The 17,860-nt window shown below is 66.1% G+C and carries 18 protein-coding genes and 1 tRNA gene; 15 read left to right on the forward strand and 4 right to left on the reverse strand.

The window, feature by feature from the left end:
* Nucleotides 1–12 precede the first annotated feature (12 nt).
* From WFP78_RS13440 to WFP78_RS13450, 3 genes are all read left to right on the forward strand, one after another.
* A complete protein-coding gene (locus WFP78_RS13440) occupies nt 13–1,101 on the forward strand; it encodes a YVTN family beta-propeller repeat protein (protein WP_336963111.1) in 1,089 nt (362 codons plus the stop codon).
* A complete protein-coding gene (gene dld, locus WFP78_RS13445; RefSeq protein WP_336963114.1) occupies nt 1,098–2,816 on the forward strand; it encodes a D-lactate dehydrogenase in 1,719 nt (572 codons plus the stop codon). The genes WFP78_RS13440 and dld overlap by 4 nt, the downstream gene beginning before the upstream one ends.
* A 545-nt stretch (nt 2,817–3,361) precedes the next feature.
* Nucleotides 3,362–4,066, forward strand: a complete 705-nt coding sequence (locus WFP78_RS13450) for a GntR family transcriptional regulator (RefSeq protein WP_336963117.1) — start codon at nt 3,362–3,364, stop codon at nt 4,064–4,066.
* A 210-nt stretch (nt 4,067–4,276) separates the two neighbouring features.
* Here WFP78_RS13450 and WFP78_RS13455 read toward each other — a convergent pair whose 3' ends face one another.
* Together WFP78_RS13455 and WFP78_RS13460 are read right to left on the reverse strand one after the other, a co-directional pair.
* Nucleotides 4,277–5,017: an SDR family oxidoreductase gene (locus tag WFP78_RS13455; RefSeq protein ID WP_336963120.1), complete on the reverse strand. Its 741-nt coding sequence runs from the start codon at nt 5,015–5,017 to the stop codon at nt 4,277–4,279.
* A gap of 16 nt (nt 5,018–5,033) precedes the next feature.
* Complete coding sequence (locus WFP78_RS13460; protein ID WP_336963122.1) at nt 5,034–5,858, reverse strand: SDR family NAD(P)-dependent oxidoreductase; 825 nt, start codon at nt 5,856–5,858, stop codon at nt 5,034–5,036.
* A gap of 262 nt (nt 5,859–6,120) precedes the next feature.
* On the opposite strand from WFP78_RS13460, the gene WFP78_RS13465 reads away from it, so the two are divergent.
* From WFP78_RS13465 to WFP78_RS13495, 7 genes are all read left to right on the forward strand, one after another.
* Nucleotides 6,121–7,428, forward strand: a complete 1,308-nt coding sequence (locus WFP78_RS13465) for an MFS transporter (RefSeq protein ID WP_336963125.1) — start codon at nt 6,121–6,123, stop codon at nt 7,426–7,428.
* Complete coding sequence (locus WFP78_RS13470; RefSeq protein WP_336963128.1) at nt 7,425–8,180, forward strand: SDR family NAD(P)-dependent oxidoreductase; 756 nt, start codon at nt 7,425–7,427, stop codon at nt 8,178–8,180. The genes WFP78_RS13465 and WFP78_RS13470 overlap by 4 nt, the downstream gene beginning before the upstream one ends.
* A gap of 78 nt (nt 8,181–8,258) precedes the next feature.
* On the forward strand, nt 8,259–9,194 hold the full coding sequence (locus WFP78_RS13475) for a ThuA domain-containing protein (protein WP_336963131.1): 936 nt from the start codon (nt 8,259–8,261) through the stop codon (nt 9,192–9,194).
* Nucleotides 9,195–9,197: 3 nt separating this feature from the next.
* Nucleotides 9,198–9,704, forward strand: a complete 507-nt coding sequence (locus WFP78_RS13480) for an SRPBCC family protein (protein WP_336963134.1) — start codon at nt 9,198–9,200, stop codon at nt 9,702–9,704.
* 25 nt (nt 9,705–9,729) lie between these two features.
* Nucleotides 9,730–10,641: a c-type cytochrome gene (locus WFP78_RS13485; protein ID WP_336963136.1), complete on the forward strand. Its 912-nt coding sequence runs from the start codon at nt 9,730–9,732 to the stop codon at nt 10,639–10,641.
* On the forward strand, nt 10,638–12,269 hold the full coding sequence (locus WFP78_RS13490; RefSeq protein ID WP_336963139.1) for an outer membrane protein assembly factor BamB family protein: 1,632 nt from the start codon (nt 10,638–10,640) through the stop codon (nt 12,267–12,269). Before WFP78_RS13485 ends, WFP78_RS13490 begins: the two co-directional genes overlap by 4 nt.
* Before the next feature lie 35 nt (nt 12,270–12,304).
* On the forward strand, nt 12,305–13,183 hold the full coding sequence (locus WFP78_RS13495) for an MBL fold metallo-hydrolase (protein WP_336963142.1): 879 nt from the start codon (nt 12,305–12,307) through the stop codon (nt 13,181–13,183).
* 187 nt (nt 13,184–13,370) lie between these two features.
* Here WFP78_RS13495 and WFP78_RS13500 read toward each other — a convergent pair.
* Nucleotides 13,371–13,460: transfer RNA gene (locus WFP78_RS13500), tRNA-Ser, on the reverse strand.
* A gap of 123 nt (nt 13,461–13,583) precedes the next feature.
* Here WFP78_RS13500 and hspQ point away from each other — a divergent pair.
* On the forward strand, nt 13,584–13,964 hold the full coding sequence (gene hspQ / locus WFP78_RS13505) for a heat shock protein HspQ (RefSeq protein ID WP_336963145.1): 381 nt from the start codon (nt 13,584–13,586) through the stop codon (nt 13,962–13,964).
* 107 nt (nt 13,965–14,071) lie between these two features.
* On the opposite strand, the gene WFP78_RS13510 is transcribed toward hspQ, so the two are convergent.
* Complete coding sequence (locus WFP78_RS13510; RefSeq protein ID WP_419722962.1) at nt 14,072–14,929, reverse strand: ABC transporter permease; 858 nt, start codon at nt 14,927–14,929, stop codon at nt 14,072–14,074.
* A gap of 139 nt (nt 14,930–15,068) precedes the next feature.
* Between WFP78_RS13510 and WFP78_RS13515 the strand changes: the two genes are divergently transcribed.
* The 4 genes from WFP78_RS13515 to rutD all read left to right on the forward strand — a co-directional run bounded on the left by WFP78_RS13515 (nt 15,069) and on the right by rutD (nt 17,857).
* Nucleotides 15,069–15,764 (forward strand): GcrA family cell cycle regulator, encoded by a 696-nt coding sequence (locus tag WFP78_RS13515; protein WP_336963150.1) that lies wholly within the window; start codon nt 15,069–15,071, stop codon nt 15,762–15,764.
* Nucleotides 15,765–15,904: 140 nt separating this feature from the next.
* Nucleotides 15,905–16,624, forward strand: coding sequence for a pyrimidine utilization protein B (gene rutB / locus WFP78_RS13520; RefSeq protein WP_336963213.1), 720 nt, complete (start codon nt 15,905–15,907; stop codon nt 16,622–16,624).
* A 34-nt stretch (nt 16,625–16,658) separates the two neighbouring features.
* Nucleotides 16,659–17,042, forward strand: a complete 384-nt coding sequence (rutC, locus tag WFP78_RS13525) for a pyrimidine utilization protein C (RefSeq protein ID WP_336963153.1) — start codon at nt 16,659–16,661, stop codon at nt 17,040–17,042.
* A complete protein-coding gene (gene rutD, locus WFP78_RS13530; RefSeq protein ID WP_336963155.1) occupies nt 17,042–17,857 on the forward strand; it encodes a pyrimidine utilization protein D in 816 nt (271 codons plus the stop codon). The genes rutC and rutD overlap by 1 nt, the downstream gene beginning before the upstream one ends.
* The last annotated feature ends 3 nt before the right edge of the window (nt 17,858–17,860 follow it).

A 17,860-nucleotide genomic window follows, 5' to 3' on the forward strand; every position in this document is an offset into this window, starting at 1 on the left:
ATGAGGTGGATCTTGATTATCGCGCCATGGAACCGCAATCCACCGCCCTCCCCGCTTTTGCGACGATCCGCAATCGCCCTGCTCGCCGCGCTCGCGGCCTGCTCGGGGGGCCGGCAGGAGGCATCGGCCGGGCCCGGCGGCACGGCCACACCGATCTATGTGTCTGACGAGCGTGGCAACCAGGTCCTGGTGATCGATCCGGCGACCGGCGGCATCACCCGCACGATCGCCGCCGGCATTCGGCCGCGCGGCATCCGCCTGTCGCCGGACGGGAACACACTCTATGTCGCGGTATCGGGATCGCCCATCGGCGGCCCCGGCGTGGACGAAAGCACATTGCCGCCGGCCGATCATGGGAAGGACGGCATCGCCGTGATCAACCGACAGAGCGGGGTCGTCCAGCGCATATTGAATGCGGGCACCGATCCGGAGACCTTCACGCTGACGCCGGATGGGCGGACGCTGGCGGTCTCCAACGAGGATGCCTCGCTGGTCTCGCTGGTGGATGTGAGCGGGGTGCGGCCGACCCGCGCGATCAAGGTGGAAGACGAGCCCGAAGGGATCGCGATCACGCCCGACGGCAAGCGGCTCTTCGTTGCCTGCGAGGGGACCGACATGGTGCTGGCGTTCGACCTGGGGACCTTCCGGCAGGTTGCTTCGATCGCGATCCCCGGCCGCCCGCGCACGCTGCTGGCATCGGCGGACGGCAAGGCGATCTATGTCGCGGTCGAGACCGGCGGCAAGCTCGCCGTGATCGACGCCGCGGCGATGGCGCTGACGCGGCAGATCGACCTGGCCGGAGGCGACGCCAGGGTGCGGCCGATGGGCCTTGTCGAGGCGCCCGGCGGCAGGACGGTGTTCGTATCAACCGGCCGCGCCGGCACGGTGCTGGAGGTCGATCCGGCCAGGGGCGCGATCCGGCGCACCATCGCCGATGTCGGCGCGCGGCCATGGGGCATCGCGCTGAGCGCGGACGGCAAGACGCTGATCACCGCCAACGGCCCTTCGGGCGACATCAGCCTGATCGACCGCGACACCGGCAAGGTCCGCGCGCGCGAAAAGGCCGGGGTCGGGCCGTGGGGCATCGCGTTGGCCGGATGAACGGGCCTGCGGACCATGCCGCGCTGATCGCCCGATTGCGCGCGATCCTCGGCGGCCGGTACATCCTCACCGATCCCCGCGCGACGCTGCGCTACCGCCGCGGCTATCGCTGTGGCGAAGGGGCGGCGGTCGCGGTCGTGCGGCCGGGGTCGCTGATCGAGCAGTGGCGCGTCGTCCAGGCCTGCGTCGCGGCGGATGTGTCGATCATCCTGCAGGCATCGAACACCGGGCTCACCGGCGGCTCCACGCCCGATGGAAACAGCTATCCGGGCGGCGTCGTGATTATCAGCACGACACGCATCTCCGGGCTGCATGTGATCGACGGCGGCCGGCAGGTCGTGGCGCTGCCCGGCACCACCCTCTATCAGCTGGAACGCGCGCTCAAGCCCCTCGGCCGCGAGCCCCATTCGGTGATCGGCTCTTCCTGCATCGGCGCTTCGGTGCTGGGCGGCGTCTGCAACAATTCGGGCGGGGCGCTTGTCCAGCGCGGGCCCGCCTTCACCCAGCTCGCGCTGTACGCCCGCATAGACGCGGACGGCCGCCTGGAGCTTGTCAACCATCTGGGCATCCAGCTGGGCGATGATCCCGAAGAGATCCTGCGCCGGCTCGAAGCGGGCGATTTCACGGCGGAGCACATCAGCGACGATCCGGGCCGGTGGGCATCGGACCATGGCTATGCCGACCATGTCCGCGCGATCGACGCCGAAACGCCGGCGCGGTTCAACGCCGATCCGCGCTGCCTGTTCGAGGCATCGGGCAGCGCCGGCAAGCTGGTGCTGTTCGCAGCCCGGCTGGACAGCTTCGCGAAAGACGAGGCGACCGCCACCTTCTACATCGGCACGAACGATATCGCGGAGCTTACCGCCCTGCGCCGCGCCATATTGGGCGGGTTCGGCACATTGCCGATCGCGGGCGAATATATGCACCGCACCGCGTTCGACATCGCCGAACGCTATGGCAAGGACAGCTTCCTGGCGATCCAGCTTCTGGGCACCGACCGCCTGCCGGCGCTTTTCGCGATGAAGGCGCGGGTCGATGCGATCGCCGGCCGGTTCAGGCTGTTCGGCAAGGCGCCCGGCGATCATCTGCTGCAATTTCTCAGCCGGCTGTTCCCCACGCATCTGCCCGCCCGCATGCGCCAGTGGCGCGACCGCTATGAGCACCATCTGATGCTGAAAATGGCGGGCGACGGGATCGCCGAGGCGCGCGCGCTGCTCAACGGCCTGTTCCCTTCGGCCCAGGGCGATGTCTTCGAATGCACGCCGGACGAGGCGACCAAGGCCTTTCTGCACCGTTTCGCGGCGGCGGGCGCGGCGGTGCGCTATCGCGCGGTGCATGCCGACACGGTGGAGGATATCGTCGCGCTCGACATCGCCCTGCCCCGCAACGAGCGCGACTGGTTCGAGACGCTGCCCGCCGATCTGGATGCCAGGATCATCCACAAGCTCTATTATGGGCACTTCTTCTGCCATGTCTTCCACCAGGACTATGTCGTGGCGAAGGGGCATGATCCGCTCGCCATCGAACATGCGATGTGGGATCTGCTGGACGCGCGCGGCGCCGAATATCCAGCCGAGCACAATGTCGGCCATCTCTACAAGGCCAAGCAGGCGCTGGCCGATTTCTACCGGTCGATCGACCCGCGCAACCAGCTCAACCCCGGCATCGGACAGACCAGCAAGGCGCGCGCATGGGACGACGGCATTCGCCCCTGACCGCCCCGTCGACGCCGCGCGGACAATCGGGCTGCGGCCGGGGATCACGATCGGCAGCGGCGATGGCAGCGGAGGCGGCCCGCGCATGAGCGGCCGGCCCCGCCGCCCCGAGGGGCTGTTCGGCGCGACCGGTTCGGCGAGCGCTCGCGGGGCCCTGCCCCGAAGCGGGAAATCAGCATGGCCTTCCGTATATTATATTCATTCAACCCTATCTAAAACCTGCCGATTTCCTGAATTTTCCTGCTGAAAACAACGCGATACCGGCAATGTGTGACTGCATTTGACGCAAGGATGCACCCTTTGGTATACAGCTATCCCAGTAGCAGGAACCGATCTGGCCCGCGCGGCCGATTCGCGCGACGCACTGGATCGGCAGGACGGAGCGGCCTATGTTGGCTTCCTTGAAATGCGGGTATCGCAGCGCGGACAGTGCTGGCAATGCGCCGCGAAAGGCTTGTGCCAGCCCAACCTGATCCCGTTTACCGGCCAGCTGGAACGGCCACATGAATGAACAACCGCCCGAGCCATGGAGAATTCGCCCGAGCATGCAGACCCAGAATATCGAAGCGGACGACACGTCAATATCCGACCACATGCCCTCGACGTTGCGCACGCACCTGGTCAAGACGCTGCGCTCGCAGATCCTGAGCGGCCGGTACAAGCCAGGGGACCGGCTGAACGAGAGCCAGATCGCGCGGGAATTCAACATCAGCCGCATCCCGGTGCGCGAAGCCCTTTCGCAGCTTCAAGAACAGGGGCTGGTGATGAACCACGAACGCCGCGGCATGTTCGTCATCCAGCTTTCATCCGACGAGGTGCAGCAGATCAATAGCCTGCGGCTAGTGCTGGAGGCCGAGGCGATGCGCCTGGCCCGCGCGCGGATGACGCCCGAAATCCTGGCCGAACTCACCGAACTGGTCGAACAGATGGAGGCATGGGACGGACCGCTGATCGACGCGGCCGCACTGGACCGCAAATTCCATGCGGTGATCTGGCACGCGGCGGGCAATCCCTATCTCGAACGCACCCTCAATTCGCTGACGACATCGCTGTTCGCGCACAAGGCGCTGGAGCATGTCAGCCAGGAAATCCGGCGCTGGCGCCTCAACCATCATCGCGCGCTGCTCGATCTGGTTTCCGGCGGCAATGACGACGATCCGCAATTCGCCCTGCTCACGCACCTGCGCATGGCCTATTCGGAGCCGGAGCGCTTCTCGAGCCTGGCCCTGACGGACGCGCATCGGGGCTGAGCCCGGCCTTCCACCTTCCATGAAGCCGCAGCGCCTTGGGCCGGCGGGCGACGAACGTCCGCCCCACGCGCCGCTGATTGCCCACGATTCCCTGGCCAGCGACAGCCTGGAGATCGGCCTGGAGCGGCTTGCCATCCGATGGCACCGGATCAACCGCTCCAGGCTTTTGATATGTCATATTTTCGGGCCGTCAGGTGATTTCGAATCCCGCTACAGACTCATCCCGCCGTCCACGATCAGATTGGCGCCGGTCATGAACCTGACCTCGTCGGAGGCCAGCATGACCGCCACCTCGGCAATCTCTTCAGGCTGGCCGATGCGCCCCATCGGCTGCCGCGCGACGAAGGCCGCGCGCGCGGCCTGTTCGTCGCCGGTCGCGCGCAGGCGCTCGCCGAGCGAGGGGCTGTCGACTGTGCCGGGGCTGATCGCGTTGCAGCGGATGCCCTCGCCGATATAATCGCGCGCCACCGACATGGTGAGGCCCACGACGGCGGCCTTGCTGGTGCCATAGGCGAAGCGATCCGGCGCGGCCATCACCGACGAGACGACCGACGCGATATTGACGATCGCGCCATCGCGGCGCGCGCGCATGGCCGGCAGGAAGGCGCGGATCATCCCCATCATCGACATGACATTGATGCTGAGGCTGCGCTCTAGATCGGCCGGATCGCATGCGAGGATGCTCCCGCCCACCACCCAGCCCGCGCAATTGACCAGCACATCGACCTGGGGAAAGGCCGCAGCCAGCGCCTCGGCCGCTGCGCCGTCCGTCACATCCAGCTTCGCGGTCCTGACCTCGCGGTCGGCGAATGCCTCGTTCAGGCGCACCTCGTTGAGATCGGTCGCGATCACCGTGGCGCCCTCGCGCAGGAACGCTTCGACCACGGCGAAGCCTATGCCCTGCGCCGCGCCGGTGATCAGGCAGGTCTTGCCAGCCAGTCTTTCGCTCATGTCATCCTCTTCTTCGTCAACCGGGGAAAAGCGTGGTGCCGCCATCGATCCGCAGGATCTGGCCGGACATGAACCGGCTTTCCTCGGACGCGAGGAAGACGACCACATCGGCGATCTCGGCGGGCGTGGCATAGCGATCGAGCGACGGCCCCTCCTGCATCATCCGGGGATCGGCATCACGGGTCGCAAGGAAGCGCGCGGTCTTGGCCGGGCCGGGGCTGACGGCATTGACGCGGACGCCCGATGGCCGCATCTCCAACGCCAGGCAGCGGGTATAGTGGATGATCGCCGCCTTGGCGCAGCCATAGACGACTTCGGGCGAGACGCCCTGATGCCCGTTCAACGAGCCGAAATTGATGATCGCACCGCGATTGCGCGCGGCCATGCCCGGCGCGACCGCACGGCACATCAGCATCGTGCCGATAAAATTGCGCTGGAGCACGGCCATCGCGTCGGCCAGGCTGATGTCCAGCGCGCCATTGGGCTCCGGCTTGGTCCCCGCCGCGCCGATATCGCCGCCGGCGCAATTGACGAGGATCGAAATCGGGCCGAGCCCGGCCTCCACCTGCCCGACCATGCGGGAAACGGCGGCCTCGTCGGTGATGTCGCCGGTCACGCCCATCGCCCTTGCCCTGTCACGGGCAAGGCGTTCGGCCACTTCGGACAGGCTGGCCGATTCGCCATATTGCGCCGGCGCCTCCTCGCTGATGTCGTGAACAGCGACAGAGGCCCCGAGGCCGACGAGCTTTTCGGCGATCATGTGCCCCAACCCCCGGCCCGATCCGGTAACGAGCGCGACCGCGCCGTCCAACGGCGCCGGGTGAACAGTGCGCGATCCCATTTCTTGCTCCTTGCCGATCATGTCTCCACCCCAATTGAATACAGTATTTACTGCCAGCATGTGCATCGAAATCGCTTGCAGATGCGGTTGATCCGTATCTATCCATGACGCGCACCCGGCGTCTTGACAAGCCCAAATCTGCATTTAGTATACAGGCCATGCCATGCGATATGGCCTATCAAACAGGAGCCACCGGCCCGGCCGGCGGAATTCGGTCGGGGGAGAGCATGATGGTGGTGCGGCCGATGCGCGCAGGAAGAGCATGACGCCGAGTCGGGTTCGCTATGGCGTCGTCGGCTTCGCGCTGTCGCTTGCGGTGCTGTCCTATGTCCAGCGCGTCGCGATCTCGCAGGCGGCAGGGCCGATCGCCGCCGACCTGGGGCTCAACAAGGTGCAGCTGGGCGCGGTGCTCGGCGCCTTCGGCCTTTCCTACGCGCTGTTCGAAATCCCGATGGGCCTGCTGGGCGACAAGCTTGGCGTGCGCCGCGTCCTCACCCAGATCGTGATCATCTGGTCGATCTTCACCGCGCTCACCGGCGCCGCCTGGAACCTGGCCTCCCTCTGGACGCTACGCTTCCTGTTCGGCGCCGGGGAGGCCGGCTGCTTTCCCAACCTCACCCGCATGCTCAGCCAGTGGCTGCCGAGCGGCGAGCGCGTGCGGGCGCAGGCGCTGATGTGGGCCTCCACCCGCTGGGGCGGCGCGGCGGCGCCCCCGCTGGCGCTGGCGGGCATCACCCTGTTCGGCTGGCGCTGGAGCTTCGTCGCCTTCGCGCTGCTGGGCGTGCTATGGGCGATAGCCTTCATGCTCTGGTTCCACGAGAACCCGGCCGACCATCCCAAGGTCAACGCCGCGGAGCGCGCATTGCTCAGCGAAGCGACCCGGCTGACCAGCCATCATGAGGAAGGCTGGACGCACATCCTGCGCCGCCCGCAGACATTGCTGCTGATGCTGCAATATTTCTGCTGGTCCTATGTCTGGTATTTCTTCGTCACCTGGATGCCGACCTATCTGCATGAGGCACATGGCCAATCGGCCGCGGCCACCGCGGGATTGTCCGTGTTGCCGCTGCTGCTGGGCGGTTTCGGCTCGCTGATCAGCGGCCTGCTGCCGCTGCGCATCCCGCGCCGGCTGATCGCGATCGGCGCCTTTGCCACGGTCGCCCTGCTGCTGGTCGCGCTGACGCATGCGCCGAGCGCCGGGATCGCGATCGCACTGATGGCCGCGATCAGCTTCTGCGGCGACCTGACCGTGCCGATCTCGTGGAACGCCTGTGTCGAGATCGGGCGGCGCTATACCGCGACGGTGGCGGCGGCGATGAACATGTTCGCCAATTTCTCGGGCTTCGTCGCGCCGTGGATCGCGGGGATCATCCTGCAGAAATCGGGCGACGACTGGAACCAGGTGCTGCATGTGATGACCGGGGTCGCCGCGCTGGGCGCGGTGCTCTGGCTCTTCATCAATCCGACCGGCCAGCGTGCAACGGACGAAACCCAAACGGAAACAGACACCGAAGCGACGCCCGCCAGCGAGGCGCTGCAACCCTTCAAACCATCAGGAGTAACCTTGTGAACATTGATCTTTCCGGGAAGACGGCAGTGCTGATCGGGGCGACCGGCGGGCTTGGCGAGGCGATGGCGCATGCCCTTGCCGGCGCGGGCGCGGCGATCGCGCTGGTCGGGCGCAACCAGGCGAAGCTGGATGCGCTTGCCCAGGCGGTGGTGGCCAGGGGTGGCACCGCCGCCAGCTTCACCGCCGACCTGACCGACGAAGCCAGCGTCGCCGCGCTGGCGGAGGCCGTGAATGCGCGCTTTCCCCGCCCGCAGATCCTCATCAATTCCGCCGGCACCAACATCCGCAAGAATATGGTCGACTTCACGCTGGAGGAATTCCGCAGCGTGGTCGATTCCAGCCTGATCACCACCTTCCTCGCCTGCCGCGCCTTCGTGCCCGGCATGATGGGAACGGGCTATGGCCGCATCATCAACATGACCTCGATGCTCGCGCATGTCTCGCTGCCGCAACGCACCGCCTATTCCTCGGCGAAATCGGCGCTGCTCGGTTTCACCCGCGCGCTCGCGCTGGAACTCGCCGGCGAGGGGATCACGGTGAACGGCATCAGCCCCGGCCCGTTCGGCACCCCGCTCAACGCGCCGGTGATGAACGATCCGGAGGCCAACGCCGCGTTTCTCGCCAACCTACCGGTGGGCCGCTGGGGCAATCCGGAGGAAATCGGCGCCCTGACCGTCTATCTGTGCTCGACGCTTTCCGGCTTCGCCACCGGCACGGACATCGTCATCGACGGCGGCTGGACCGCGCGCTGATCGACATTTTTTAGCGCCAGCCGCCCGGCAGAGGCGGCGGCTCCCCCTCCCCTGTTCAGAGCTTTTGGAGAAGATGCCATGACAAAAACCGCATTTCATTGGCTGCCCCTTGCCGCGTGCCTGCTTTTCGCCCCGGCCACGTCGTTCGCGCAGCAACAACCCGCCCAGGACCAGACCCAGGCATTGCTGCAGAAGCCGCACATCCCGGGCCAGAATGTGAACGGCCTGCATGTCTATCTGCGCGGCGGGCTGAAGACCCATCGCCAGGGCCAGCATGACTATCCGCAATTCGTCGCCGACTGGTCGAAGATCCTGACCGAGCATGGCGCGGTGGTCGATGGCTCGCTCCATTCGCCGACCGCCGAAGAGCTGAAGGATGTCGACGTCATCGTCATGTACAAGGGCGATGCCGGCTTCATGACGTCGACGGAAAAGGCCGCGCTCGACGCCTTCGTGAAGCGCGGCGGCGGCATCGTCATCATCCACGATGCGCTGTGCGGGCCGGACCCGGCACAGTTCGCCGATTATGTCGGCGGCGCCAAGAAACATGGCGAGGTGAACTTCACCCTGGGCACCAGCGTTCCCTACAAGATCGTCGATCCGCAGCATCCGATCATGAAGGGCATGTCGGACATGACCCTGTTCGACGAATCCTTCTATCGCATGACATGGGCGGACGATGCGAAGATCCATGTGCTGGCGACGGCGACGATCACGGACACGCCAAGTTCGCGCAGGGGCGGCGGCGTCGGCCAGACCGTGCCGCAGATCTGGACCTATGAGCACACCCCGTCCGGCGGCAAGCCGGCCCGCGCCTTCGTGTGGATGCAGGGGCACACCTATGCCAATCTGCAGAATTACCAGATCGAGAACATGCTGCTGCGCGGCATCGCCTGGGCCGGCCGTCATCCGGTGGACGAACTGGTCAGCTTCCAGAGCGAGGATCTGGGGCCGGGCGCGCACGAGCCGGCCGAATCCTACCTGCCCGCCAATGGCGGCAGCGCGGGGCGCTGACCGATGCGACAGTGGCTCGGCGCCCTGCTGCTCATCCCAGCCGTGGCGGCCATCGCGCCCGCCGCGGCGCAGGACCATGTCGTCATCCGCCATGAGGTGGCGGTGGCCCGCCCCGCCGATGCGGTGTGGAAGGCGATCGGCGATTATTGCGCGATCAGGGACTGGATGCAGACCGATTGCGACTATGCCCGGGGCCATGGCGAGGTCGGCACCATCCGGCGGATTCGCAATCACAGCACGTCCGAGGTGATGGTCGCCAGCACGGCGCATTCCTACACCTATTGGCAGACGGTCGGGAACATGGCGCCATATGACTATCATGGCACGCTGGCGGTGGAGCCGGACGGGCCGAACCGTGCGCGCCTCTCCTACACCCTGTTCTACGATCAGGCGGCGATGCCGTCGGATGCGGTGCGCGCTTCCGAACATGCCCGCATCGACAAGCGCTTCGCTGACCTGCTCGGGGTGATGAAGACCATGGCGGAAGCAAGACAGGCGGATGTGAAATGAATGGATATGCGAAGGAAATGAGCCAATGCGCCACCTGATCCTGGGCCTCAGCCTCGTCACGCTGGCCAGCGGCGTCGCGTTCGGCCAGATGCGGGATGCAGCGCCGCAGGCCGCACCGCCCGCGCCGCAAGGCGCCGGCGCGGCATCGCAGGACGACGCCGCGGCCGCGCTCAACGCGAGCGGCGGCGGGCGACGCGGCGGCGGCAACCGCGCCGACGCGACCCGGACCTTTCTCGGCCTCGGCGCGGCGCCCGATCCCGAGGCGGCGAAGCGGGGTGCGCCCATTTTCGCGGAGAACTGTGCCGCCTGCCACGGCCCCGATGCCCGTGGCGGGATCGGCCCGAACCTGCTCTATTCGGGCCAGGTGCTGGATGACGACCATGGCGAGAAGCTGGTGCCGTTCCTCACCGCCGGCCGGCCGGAAAAGGGGATGCCGCCCTTTGCCCAGCTGGGCGACAAGGGCCTGGCCGACATCACCGAATTTCTCCATCAGCAGGTCGAGAATTACGCCAATCGCGGCACCTATCAGAACACCAACAACCTGCTGGTCGGGGACGCGAAGAAGGGCGCGGCCTATTTCAAGGCCACATGCACCAGCTGCCATTCGGCGACCGGCGACCTGAAGGGCGTCGGCGCGAAGTTCCGCCCGCTCGACCTCCAGCGCAGCATGATTTTCCCGTCGCGTGAGGACCATCCCGCGCGCATGGTCCGGGCGACCGTCACCACGCCGCAGGGCAGCGTCGAGGGGCGCGTCACCAGGATCGACGATTTCACCATCGCGCTCGTCGATGCCGCCGGCCTCTCCTATGCCTTCCGCCGCGATCCCGACGTCAAGGTCGCGCTGAAAGACCCGCTGCAATGGCACAAGGACTTTTCCTACCGCCTTAAGGACAATGAGATGACCAACCTCGTCACCTATCTGGCGACCCTGAAATGAGCCGCGCCCGCCTGCCCGCGCGCGCAGCGCTGCTCGCCCTGCTCTTCGCGTCCGGCGCGGCGGCGAACGAGCTTGATCCGGCCCGGCTCGGCGCGCCGCCCACGGATATGTGGCCCACCTTCCACGGCGATTATTCGGGACGGCGCTTCTCGCCGCTGAAGCAGATCGACGAGCGGAACGTGCCATCGCTGCAGATCGCATGGACCTCGCGCTTCAACGATGTCGGCGCGATGCGCGGCGCGCCGCAGCCGGTGATCAAGGGCACGCCGCTGATGGTCAACGGCGTGATGTACATGACCCTGCCCGACCTCGTCTTCGCGCTCGACGCGCGCACCGGCGAGCGGCTGTGGACCTATAAATGGGTCGACAAGGGCGGCCATCTCGTCGGCAATCGCGGCGTCGGCATGTGGAAGGACCGGCTCTATTTCATGGGCCCCGACAATTGGGTGATCTGCCTCGATTCCAGAGACGGGAAGGAGTTGTGGCGCAAGGAGATCGCCGACGCGCGCAAGCAATATTTCAGCACGTCCGCGCCGATCGTCGCGGGCGACCATCTGATCGTCGGCGTCGGCGGCGATGCGATGGACATTCGCGGCTTCCTCCTCTCGCTCGATCCGCAGACCGGCGAGGAGCAATGGAAATTCCATGTCACGCCCGGCCCCGGCGAACCGGGGATCGAGACCTGGCCGGATGCGGAATCCGCCTCCCATGGCGGCGGTGGCACCTGGCTGCCCGGCAGCTACGATCCAGAGCTCAAGACGCTCTACTGGGGCACGGGCAACGCCAACCCGGTCTATGCCGGGCAGGGCCGGATGGGCGACAATCTCTACACCGCCTCGCTCATCGCGCTGGATGTCGATACCGGCAAGCTCAAATGGCATTTCCAGGCGATGCCGCACGACACCCATGATTATGACGGAACCAACACGCCGATCCTCTACGATCGCGTGGTCAACGGCCGGACGATGAAGCTGGTGTCCTATGCCGCGCGCAGCGGCTGGTTCGTCACCGCCGATCGCGTGACCGGCAAGCCGATCGTGTCCATGCCCTATATGGAGCCGCTCAAATGGGTGAAGGGCCGCAACCCCAGGACGCTGGAGCCGATCTCCGATCGCGACAATGATCCCAAGACCACCGGATCGATCGGCAATGCGAACCCGACCAACTGGTACAACCCCTCCTATAGCGACACGAACGGGCTGTTCTACCTCAACACGGTTCGCGGCATGGGCCTTTATTATCTCTATGACACCAGCCCCAAGCCGGCGGGCTATGCCGGCGGCGGTGGCGGCGCAATCGGCGAGGGCACGCGCGTGCTGATGGCGATCGACCCGCTGACCGGCAAGCATGCCTGGGAACATGCCTATCCCAATCTGGCGAGCCCCGGCTCCACGGTCGGCCCCGGCCTGATGACGACGGCGAGCGGGCTGATCTTCACCGGCGACGACCAGAACAACATCATCGTCTATCGCGCGGCGGACGGCAGGATATTATGGCATCTGCGCGCGAACGCGAACCAGTCCAACGGGCCGATCTCCTATATGATGGACGACAAGCAATATGTCGTGCTCGCCGCGGGCGACACGCTCTATGCCTTCACCCTGCCCGATGCCATGGTGCAGCGATGACGGCGCCACGGACCGGATGGACGCGGGCCGGATGGATGCGGAGGGGGCTCTTCTCCGGCCGGGCGCTCGCGCTGGCGTTCGCCTCGGCGACGCCCGCTTTCGCGCAATCGGCGCCCGCGCCAGCACCAGCGATCCAGCCACAGGCGATCAAGCGGATCGCGCCGGATTATTATATGGTCACGGGCGCTGGCGGCAATGTGACGCTGTGGGTCGCCGATCACGGATTGATCCTGGTCGACGACAAGCTCGCCGGGCAGGCCAATTTCGACAATCTCGTCGGCGCCATCCGCACGGTCAGCGACAAGCAGGTGCTGGCCGTGTTCAACACGCATCATCACGCCGACCATATCGGCAATGACGATCGTTTCCTCGACGCCAATGTGATGGTGATCGCCAATGACGGCCTTGCCGACCAGCTCGCGAAGCAGCTTGCCCATGGCGCCTCGCCCAACATCCTCTACAGCAAGGATTTCTCGCTGCTGATGATGACCGGGCGGGTCGACGCGCATCATTATGGCCCAGGCCATACCGGCGGCGACACGGTGGTCTATTTCCCCACCGGCCGGATCGTCGCGGCCGGCGACCTGCTCAATGCCACGACACCGACGATCGACTATGCCGGCGGCGCCAGCATAACCGGCTGGCTGCATGCGCTCGACGCGATCCTGGCGCTCGACTTCACGCTCGCAGTGCCGGGCCATGGCGACGCGCCGATGACACGGGCGCAGGTGCAGGCCTTCCGCGGGAAGATGGCGACCTTCCTGGATCGCGCCCGCGCCGCGGTGCGCAAGGGCGTGCCCAGGAACGGCCTCGTCGCGGCGATCCCGGTCGATGACCTGGGCTGGACATGGAATGCGAATGCCTGGCCACCGGCACGGCGCGACGGGCTTTGGACGGAAGCGGGCGGAAAATAGCCGACAGCACAAGCGCGGGCGTGCGCCGGCACCTGTCGACGCACCCCCGATGATCGCGCGGCGGCACAACGAAGCCGCCGGTGACGAAATCCATACATGGGATCGAGAACCGGCCTGCCCGACATGCTTTTTTGCTGCCCAGGGCGAGAGATCGGCGACCATGTGCAGGCTAAACCAAGGGCGTAAATGGCGGAGAGGGAGGGATTCGAACCCTCGGTGAGCTTGCACCCACGCCGCATTTCGAGTGCGGTGCATTCGACCACTCTGCCACCTCTCCGCAGAAGGACTGGCAGCGCCTGTCCCGGTCGAGGGGCGGGCATTAGCGAAAGCAATGGGCTTTGCCAAGCGGGCTTTATGCCATTTTTCTTGTGCTGGCGCGCGGCGCGCCTACATAGGGTGCATGACGACACGGACTCTGCCGGCCATCGGCGCGAATCTTGCTCTTGATGCCCCTTTCATCGCCCATGCCCGCTTCAGTATCGGCGACGTGGTGAAACACCGCATGTTCGGCTTTCGCGGCGTGGTGTTCGATATCGATCCCATCTTCGCCAACAGCGAGGAATGGTATGAGGCGATTCCCGAAGACATGCGGCCCGATCGCGCCCAGCCCTTCTACCATCTGCTCGCCGAAAATGGCGAGGCGAGCTATATCGCCTATGTCAGCCAGCAGAATCTGATGGCGGACGACAGCGACGAACCCGTCGAGCATCCCGCCATTTCGGGGCTCTTCGGCAGCTTTGCGGACGGCAAATACAGGCTTCGGCCGGTGCATCGCCATTAAGGCCCACGGCCACTAAGCGACGAAGGCAGTGATTTCCCGCGCGCCGGTGCGCCGAAAATCACGCCCTACATTGCTGAACCCTTGGGCCGCACGCGCGCCCCGGCGCATCAGGGCTTGAGCTTCCATCCCCGGCTCAGGGCCGTGTAGCACAGCAGCGCCAACCCGACGACGATCGCCAGCAGCACGCCGCTACCCACCACGATATTGCCGTCCGCCGCCGAGACGAAGCCATAGCGGAAGCCCGAAATCACATAGAAGAACGGGTTGGCATGGCTGATCGTGCGGAAGGTCGGCGCCAGCCGGTCGATCGCGTAGAAGGTGCCCGACAGCAGCGTCAGCGGCGCCACCACGAAATTGGTGACGGCCGCCGCATGATCGAACTTGTCCGCCCAGATCGAGGTCAGCAGGCCCAGCAGTGCCAGCATCGTCGCCCCCATCGTGCCGAACCACAGGATCGCCCAGAGATGGATCGGCGTCACATGCACGCCGGGCCAGATCGCCATCGCCAGCCACACCGCCAGGCCGACCAGCCAGGCGCGAGTCACGGCGGCCCCGATGATCGCCCCCATCATTTCCGCCGTGGAAATGGGCGGCATCAGATAATCGACCAGCGTGCCCTGCATCTTGCCGGCGAGCAGCGAGAAGCTGGAATTGGCGAAGGCATTGTTCAGCATGCCCATGACGATCAGGCCCGGCGCCACGAAATCGGCGAAGTGGATGCCCATCACCATGCGGTTGCCGCCGCCCAGCGCGACGGTGAAGATCACCAGATAAAGCAAGGTGGTAACGGCCGGCGCCCACACCGTTTGCAGCTGCACCTTCATGAAGCGCCGCACCTCTTTCAGGTACAGCGCGCGCATGCCGGCCCAGTTCACCGAGCGGATGAGAGGGATGCCGGGTTCGGCGCGGATGCGTGAGTTGCGCGCAGGCATGTGCCCGGCGTCATTTTGGGGCTGGCCGTTCATCGCAGGATCGCCTATCGGGTGCCGCTTGTCGCTGCAAGTGATTTGACGAATTGAAGCAGGGCCATCGCATACCCATATGCGAAGCCTCGCTGCTCGTTCGTTCGAGCTTGCCATGATTTTCTGTTTCGGGAGCTGCCCATTGGCCTGGACTGACGAACGCATCGACCAGCTGAAGACGATGTGGGAAAAGGGCATGACCGCCAGCCAGATCGCTGAAGAGCTGGGCGGGGTCAGCCGCAATGCCGTGATCGGCAAGGCGCATCGCCTTGGCCTGCAATCGCGCCCTTCGCCCGTAAAGTCGACGGATGCCACCGCGCCGCGCAAGGCCGCAGCGCCCGCGGCCGTGAAAAAGGCCCCTGCCCCCGCCGCGCCGCCACCCCGGCAGCCCGCGCCGGAAACCCCGCGCGCCGCCGCAACGCCTTCGGCATCTTCGGCGCCCGCCGCATCTTCCAGCGAGCCGGCCGCCGCAACTCAGCCCGCGCCGGAAGCGCCGCCCATGCCCCGCATCGTGTCGGTCGGCCCCGGCGGCTTCCTGCGCCAGGGTCCGGGCGACCAGCAGGCGCCGATTCCGCCCGCGCCGCCGCGCCGACTCGTGCCAGCCAAGCCCAGCCCGGAAATCGCCGGCAAGACCAGCCTGCTCGACCTGACGGAAAAGATCTGCAAATGGCCGATGGGCCATCCGGGCGAGCCGGATTTCCACTTCTGCGGGCAGCAGGTGAACCCCGGCTTCCCCTATTGCGTGGAACATTGCGGCCGTGCCTATCAGGCGCAGCTGCCGCGCGGCACACGCCGCCCGCCCCCGCCGCTGCCCTTTGGCGGCCCGCGCGTCCGCTGAGCGTCGACAGATGAATGCAGGGAAAGGCCGCCGTGACAGGCGGCCTTTTCTTTCACGGGCTTGCGCTTCACCGCAATGATGGTTCATGTTCGCAATCGCGGCATGGACAGGGATCAGTGAGCGAAACCGAAAGCCCCACCATCATCGTCGGCAGCGCAGACGGCAATGCCGTGGCGGACGGCATCACCCTGCCCGCGCGGCCAGAAGCGCTAAGGCTGAACCCCGCCGAAACGGCCGTCGTCGTCATCGACATGCAGAACGCCTATGCCTCGCCCGGCGGCTATGTGGACATCGCCGGCTTCGACATTTCCGGCGCAGCGGGGACCATCGGCAAGATCGCGACCGTGCTGGATACCGCCCGCGGTGCCGGGGTGCAGGTGATCTTCCTGCAAAATGGCTGGGATGCCGATTATGTGGAGGCGGGCGCAGCGGGATCGCCCAACTGGCACAAGTCCAACGCGCTCAAGACCATGCGCAAGCGCCCGGAACTGCACGGACAGCTGCTCGCGCGCGGCGACTGGGACTATCAGCTGGTCGATGCGCTGACGCCCAGGCCCGGCGACATCTCGCTGCACAAGACGCGCTACAGCGCCTTCTTCAATTCGCAGCTCGACAGCGTGCTGCGCGCGCGGGGTATTCGCACCATCGTCTTCGTCGGCATCGCGACCAATGTCTGTGTGGAAAGCACGCTGCGCGACGGCTTCCACCTGGAATATTTCGGCGTGATGCTGGAGGATGCGACCCATCATCTGGGGCCGCCCGCCATGCAGGAGGCGACCGTCTACAATGTCGAGAAATTCTTCGGCTGGGTTTCCACGGTCGCCGATTTCTGCGGCAGCTTCGGACAGGTCGAGGAATAAATAAGCCGCGGGATCGTAAATCAGGAGCTTTCACATGCCCTTCACCCCCATCAACCCGCCGCAGTTCCCAACACCCATCGCGCCCTATTCGACGGGCGCGAGGGCGGGCAACACCGTCTATGTCTCGGGCGTGCTGGCGTTGGGGGAAGGCGGCGCGGTGCTGCATGTGGGGGATGCCGCCGCGCAGACCCGCCATGTGCTGGACGTCATCAGGATCACGCTGGAGGCGGGCGGCGCGACCATGGCGGACGTCGCCATGAACCATATCTTCCTGAAAGAACTGAACGATTATGCCGCGTTCAACGCGGTCTATGCGGAATATTTTCCGGGCGACAAGCCGGCGCGCTATTGCATCCGATGCGATCTGGTGAAGCCCGATTGCCTGGTGGAGATCGCCAGCGTGGCGCATATCGGCTGATGACGACGCCCGGCGGCCAGACGCCCATCGACCAGCTGATCGCCGGGCTCCATTGGGAAAGCCATGGGCCGCAGGATGGCGTTCCGCTGATCCTGTCCGCCGGGCTCGGCGGATCGGGCCGATACTGGCTGCCCAATGTGCCGGCGCTGGTGGAGGCGGGATACCGCGTCATCCTCTACGACCATCGCGGCACCGGGCGCAGCGACCGTGCCCTGCCCGATGTCGTGACGGTCGACGATCTGGCGGACGACATGCTGGCCCTGATGGATGGCCTTGGCCTGCCGAGCGCCCATATCATGGGCCATGCGGCGGGCGGCGTTGCGGGGCTTGCGCTGGCGTTGAAGGCGCCGGAGCGGATCGACAGGCTGGTGGTGGTGAACGGCTGGGCGCGGCCCGACCCGCATTTCGCCCGCTGCTTCGACGCGCGACTCGCCATCCTGCATGGGGCCGGCGCGGAAGCCTATCTCAAGGCCCAGCCGATCTTCCTGTTCCCCGCGACGTGGATTTCGCAGCATCATGAGCAGCTGGAGGAAGAAACCCGCCATCACCTCGCCCATTTCCCCGGCGCGGCGACGATGGAAAAGCGCATCGCCGCGCTGCGGGCCTTCGACATCGGCTATCGGCTGGGCGACATCGGCGTTCCCCTGCTGGCGCTCGCGGCGAAGGACGACATGCTGGTGCCTTATACGGCATCGCATTTCGTCAAGGAGGTGCCCGGCGCCGTGCAGGCGCTGATGAACTGGGGCGGCCATGCCTGCAATCTCACCGATCCACAGGCGTTCACGCGCCTCGTCTCCGATTTCCTGAGGAGTTGACCC

The sequence above is a fragment of the Sphingobium aquiterrae genome, assembly GCF_037154135.1.
GTDB lineage: Bacteria > Pseudomonadota > Alphaproteobacteria > Sphingomonadales > Sphingomonadaceae > Sphingobium > Sphingobium aquiterrae.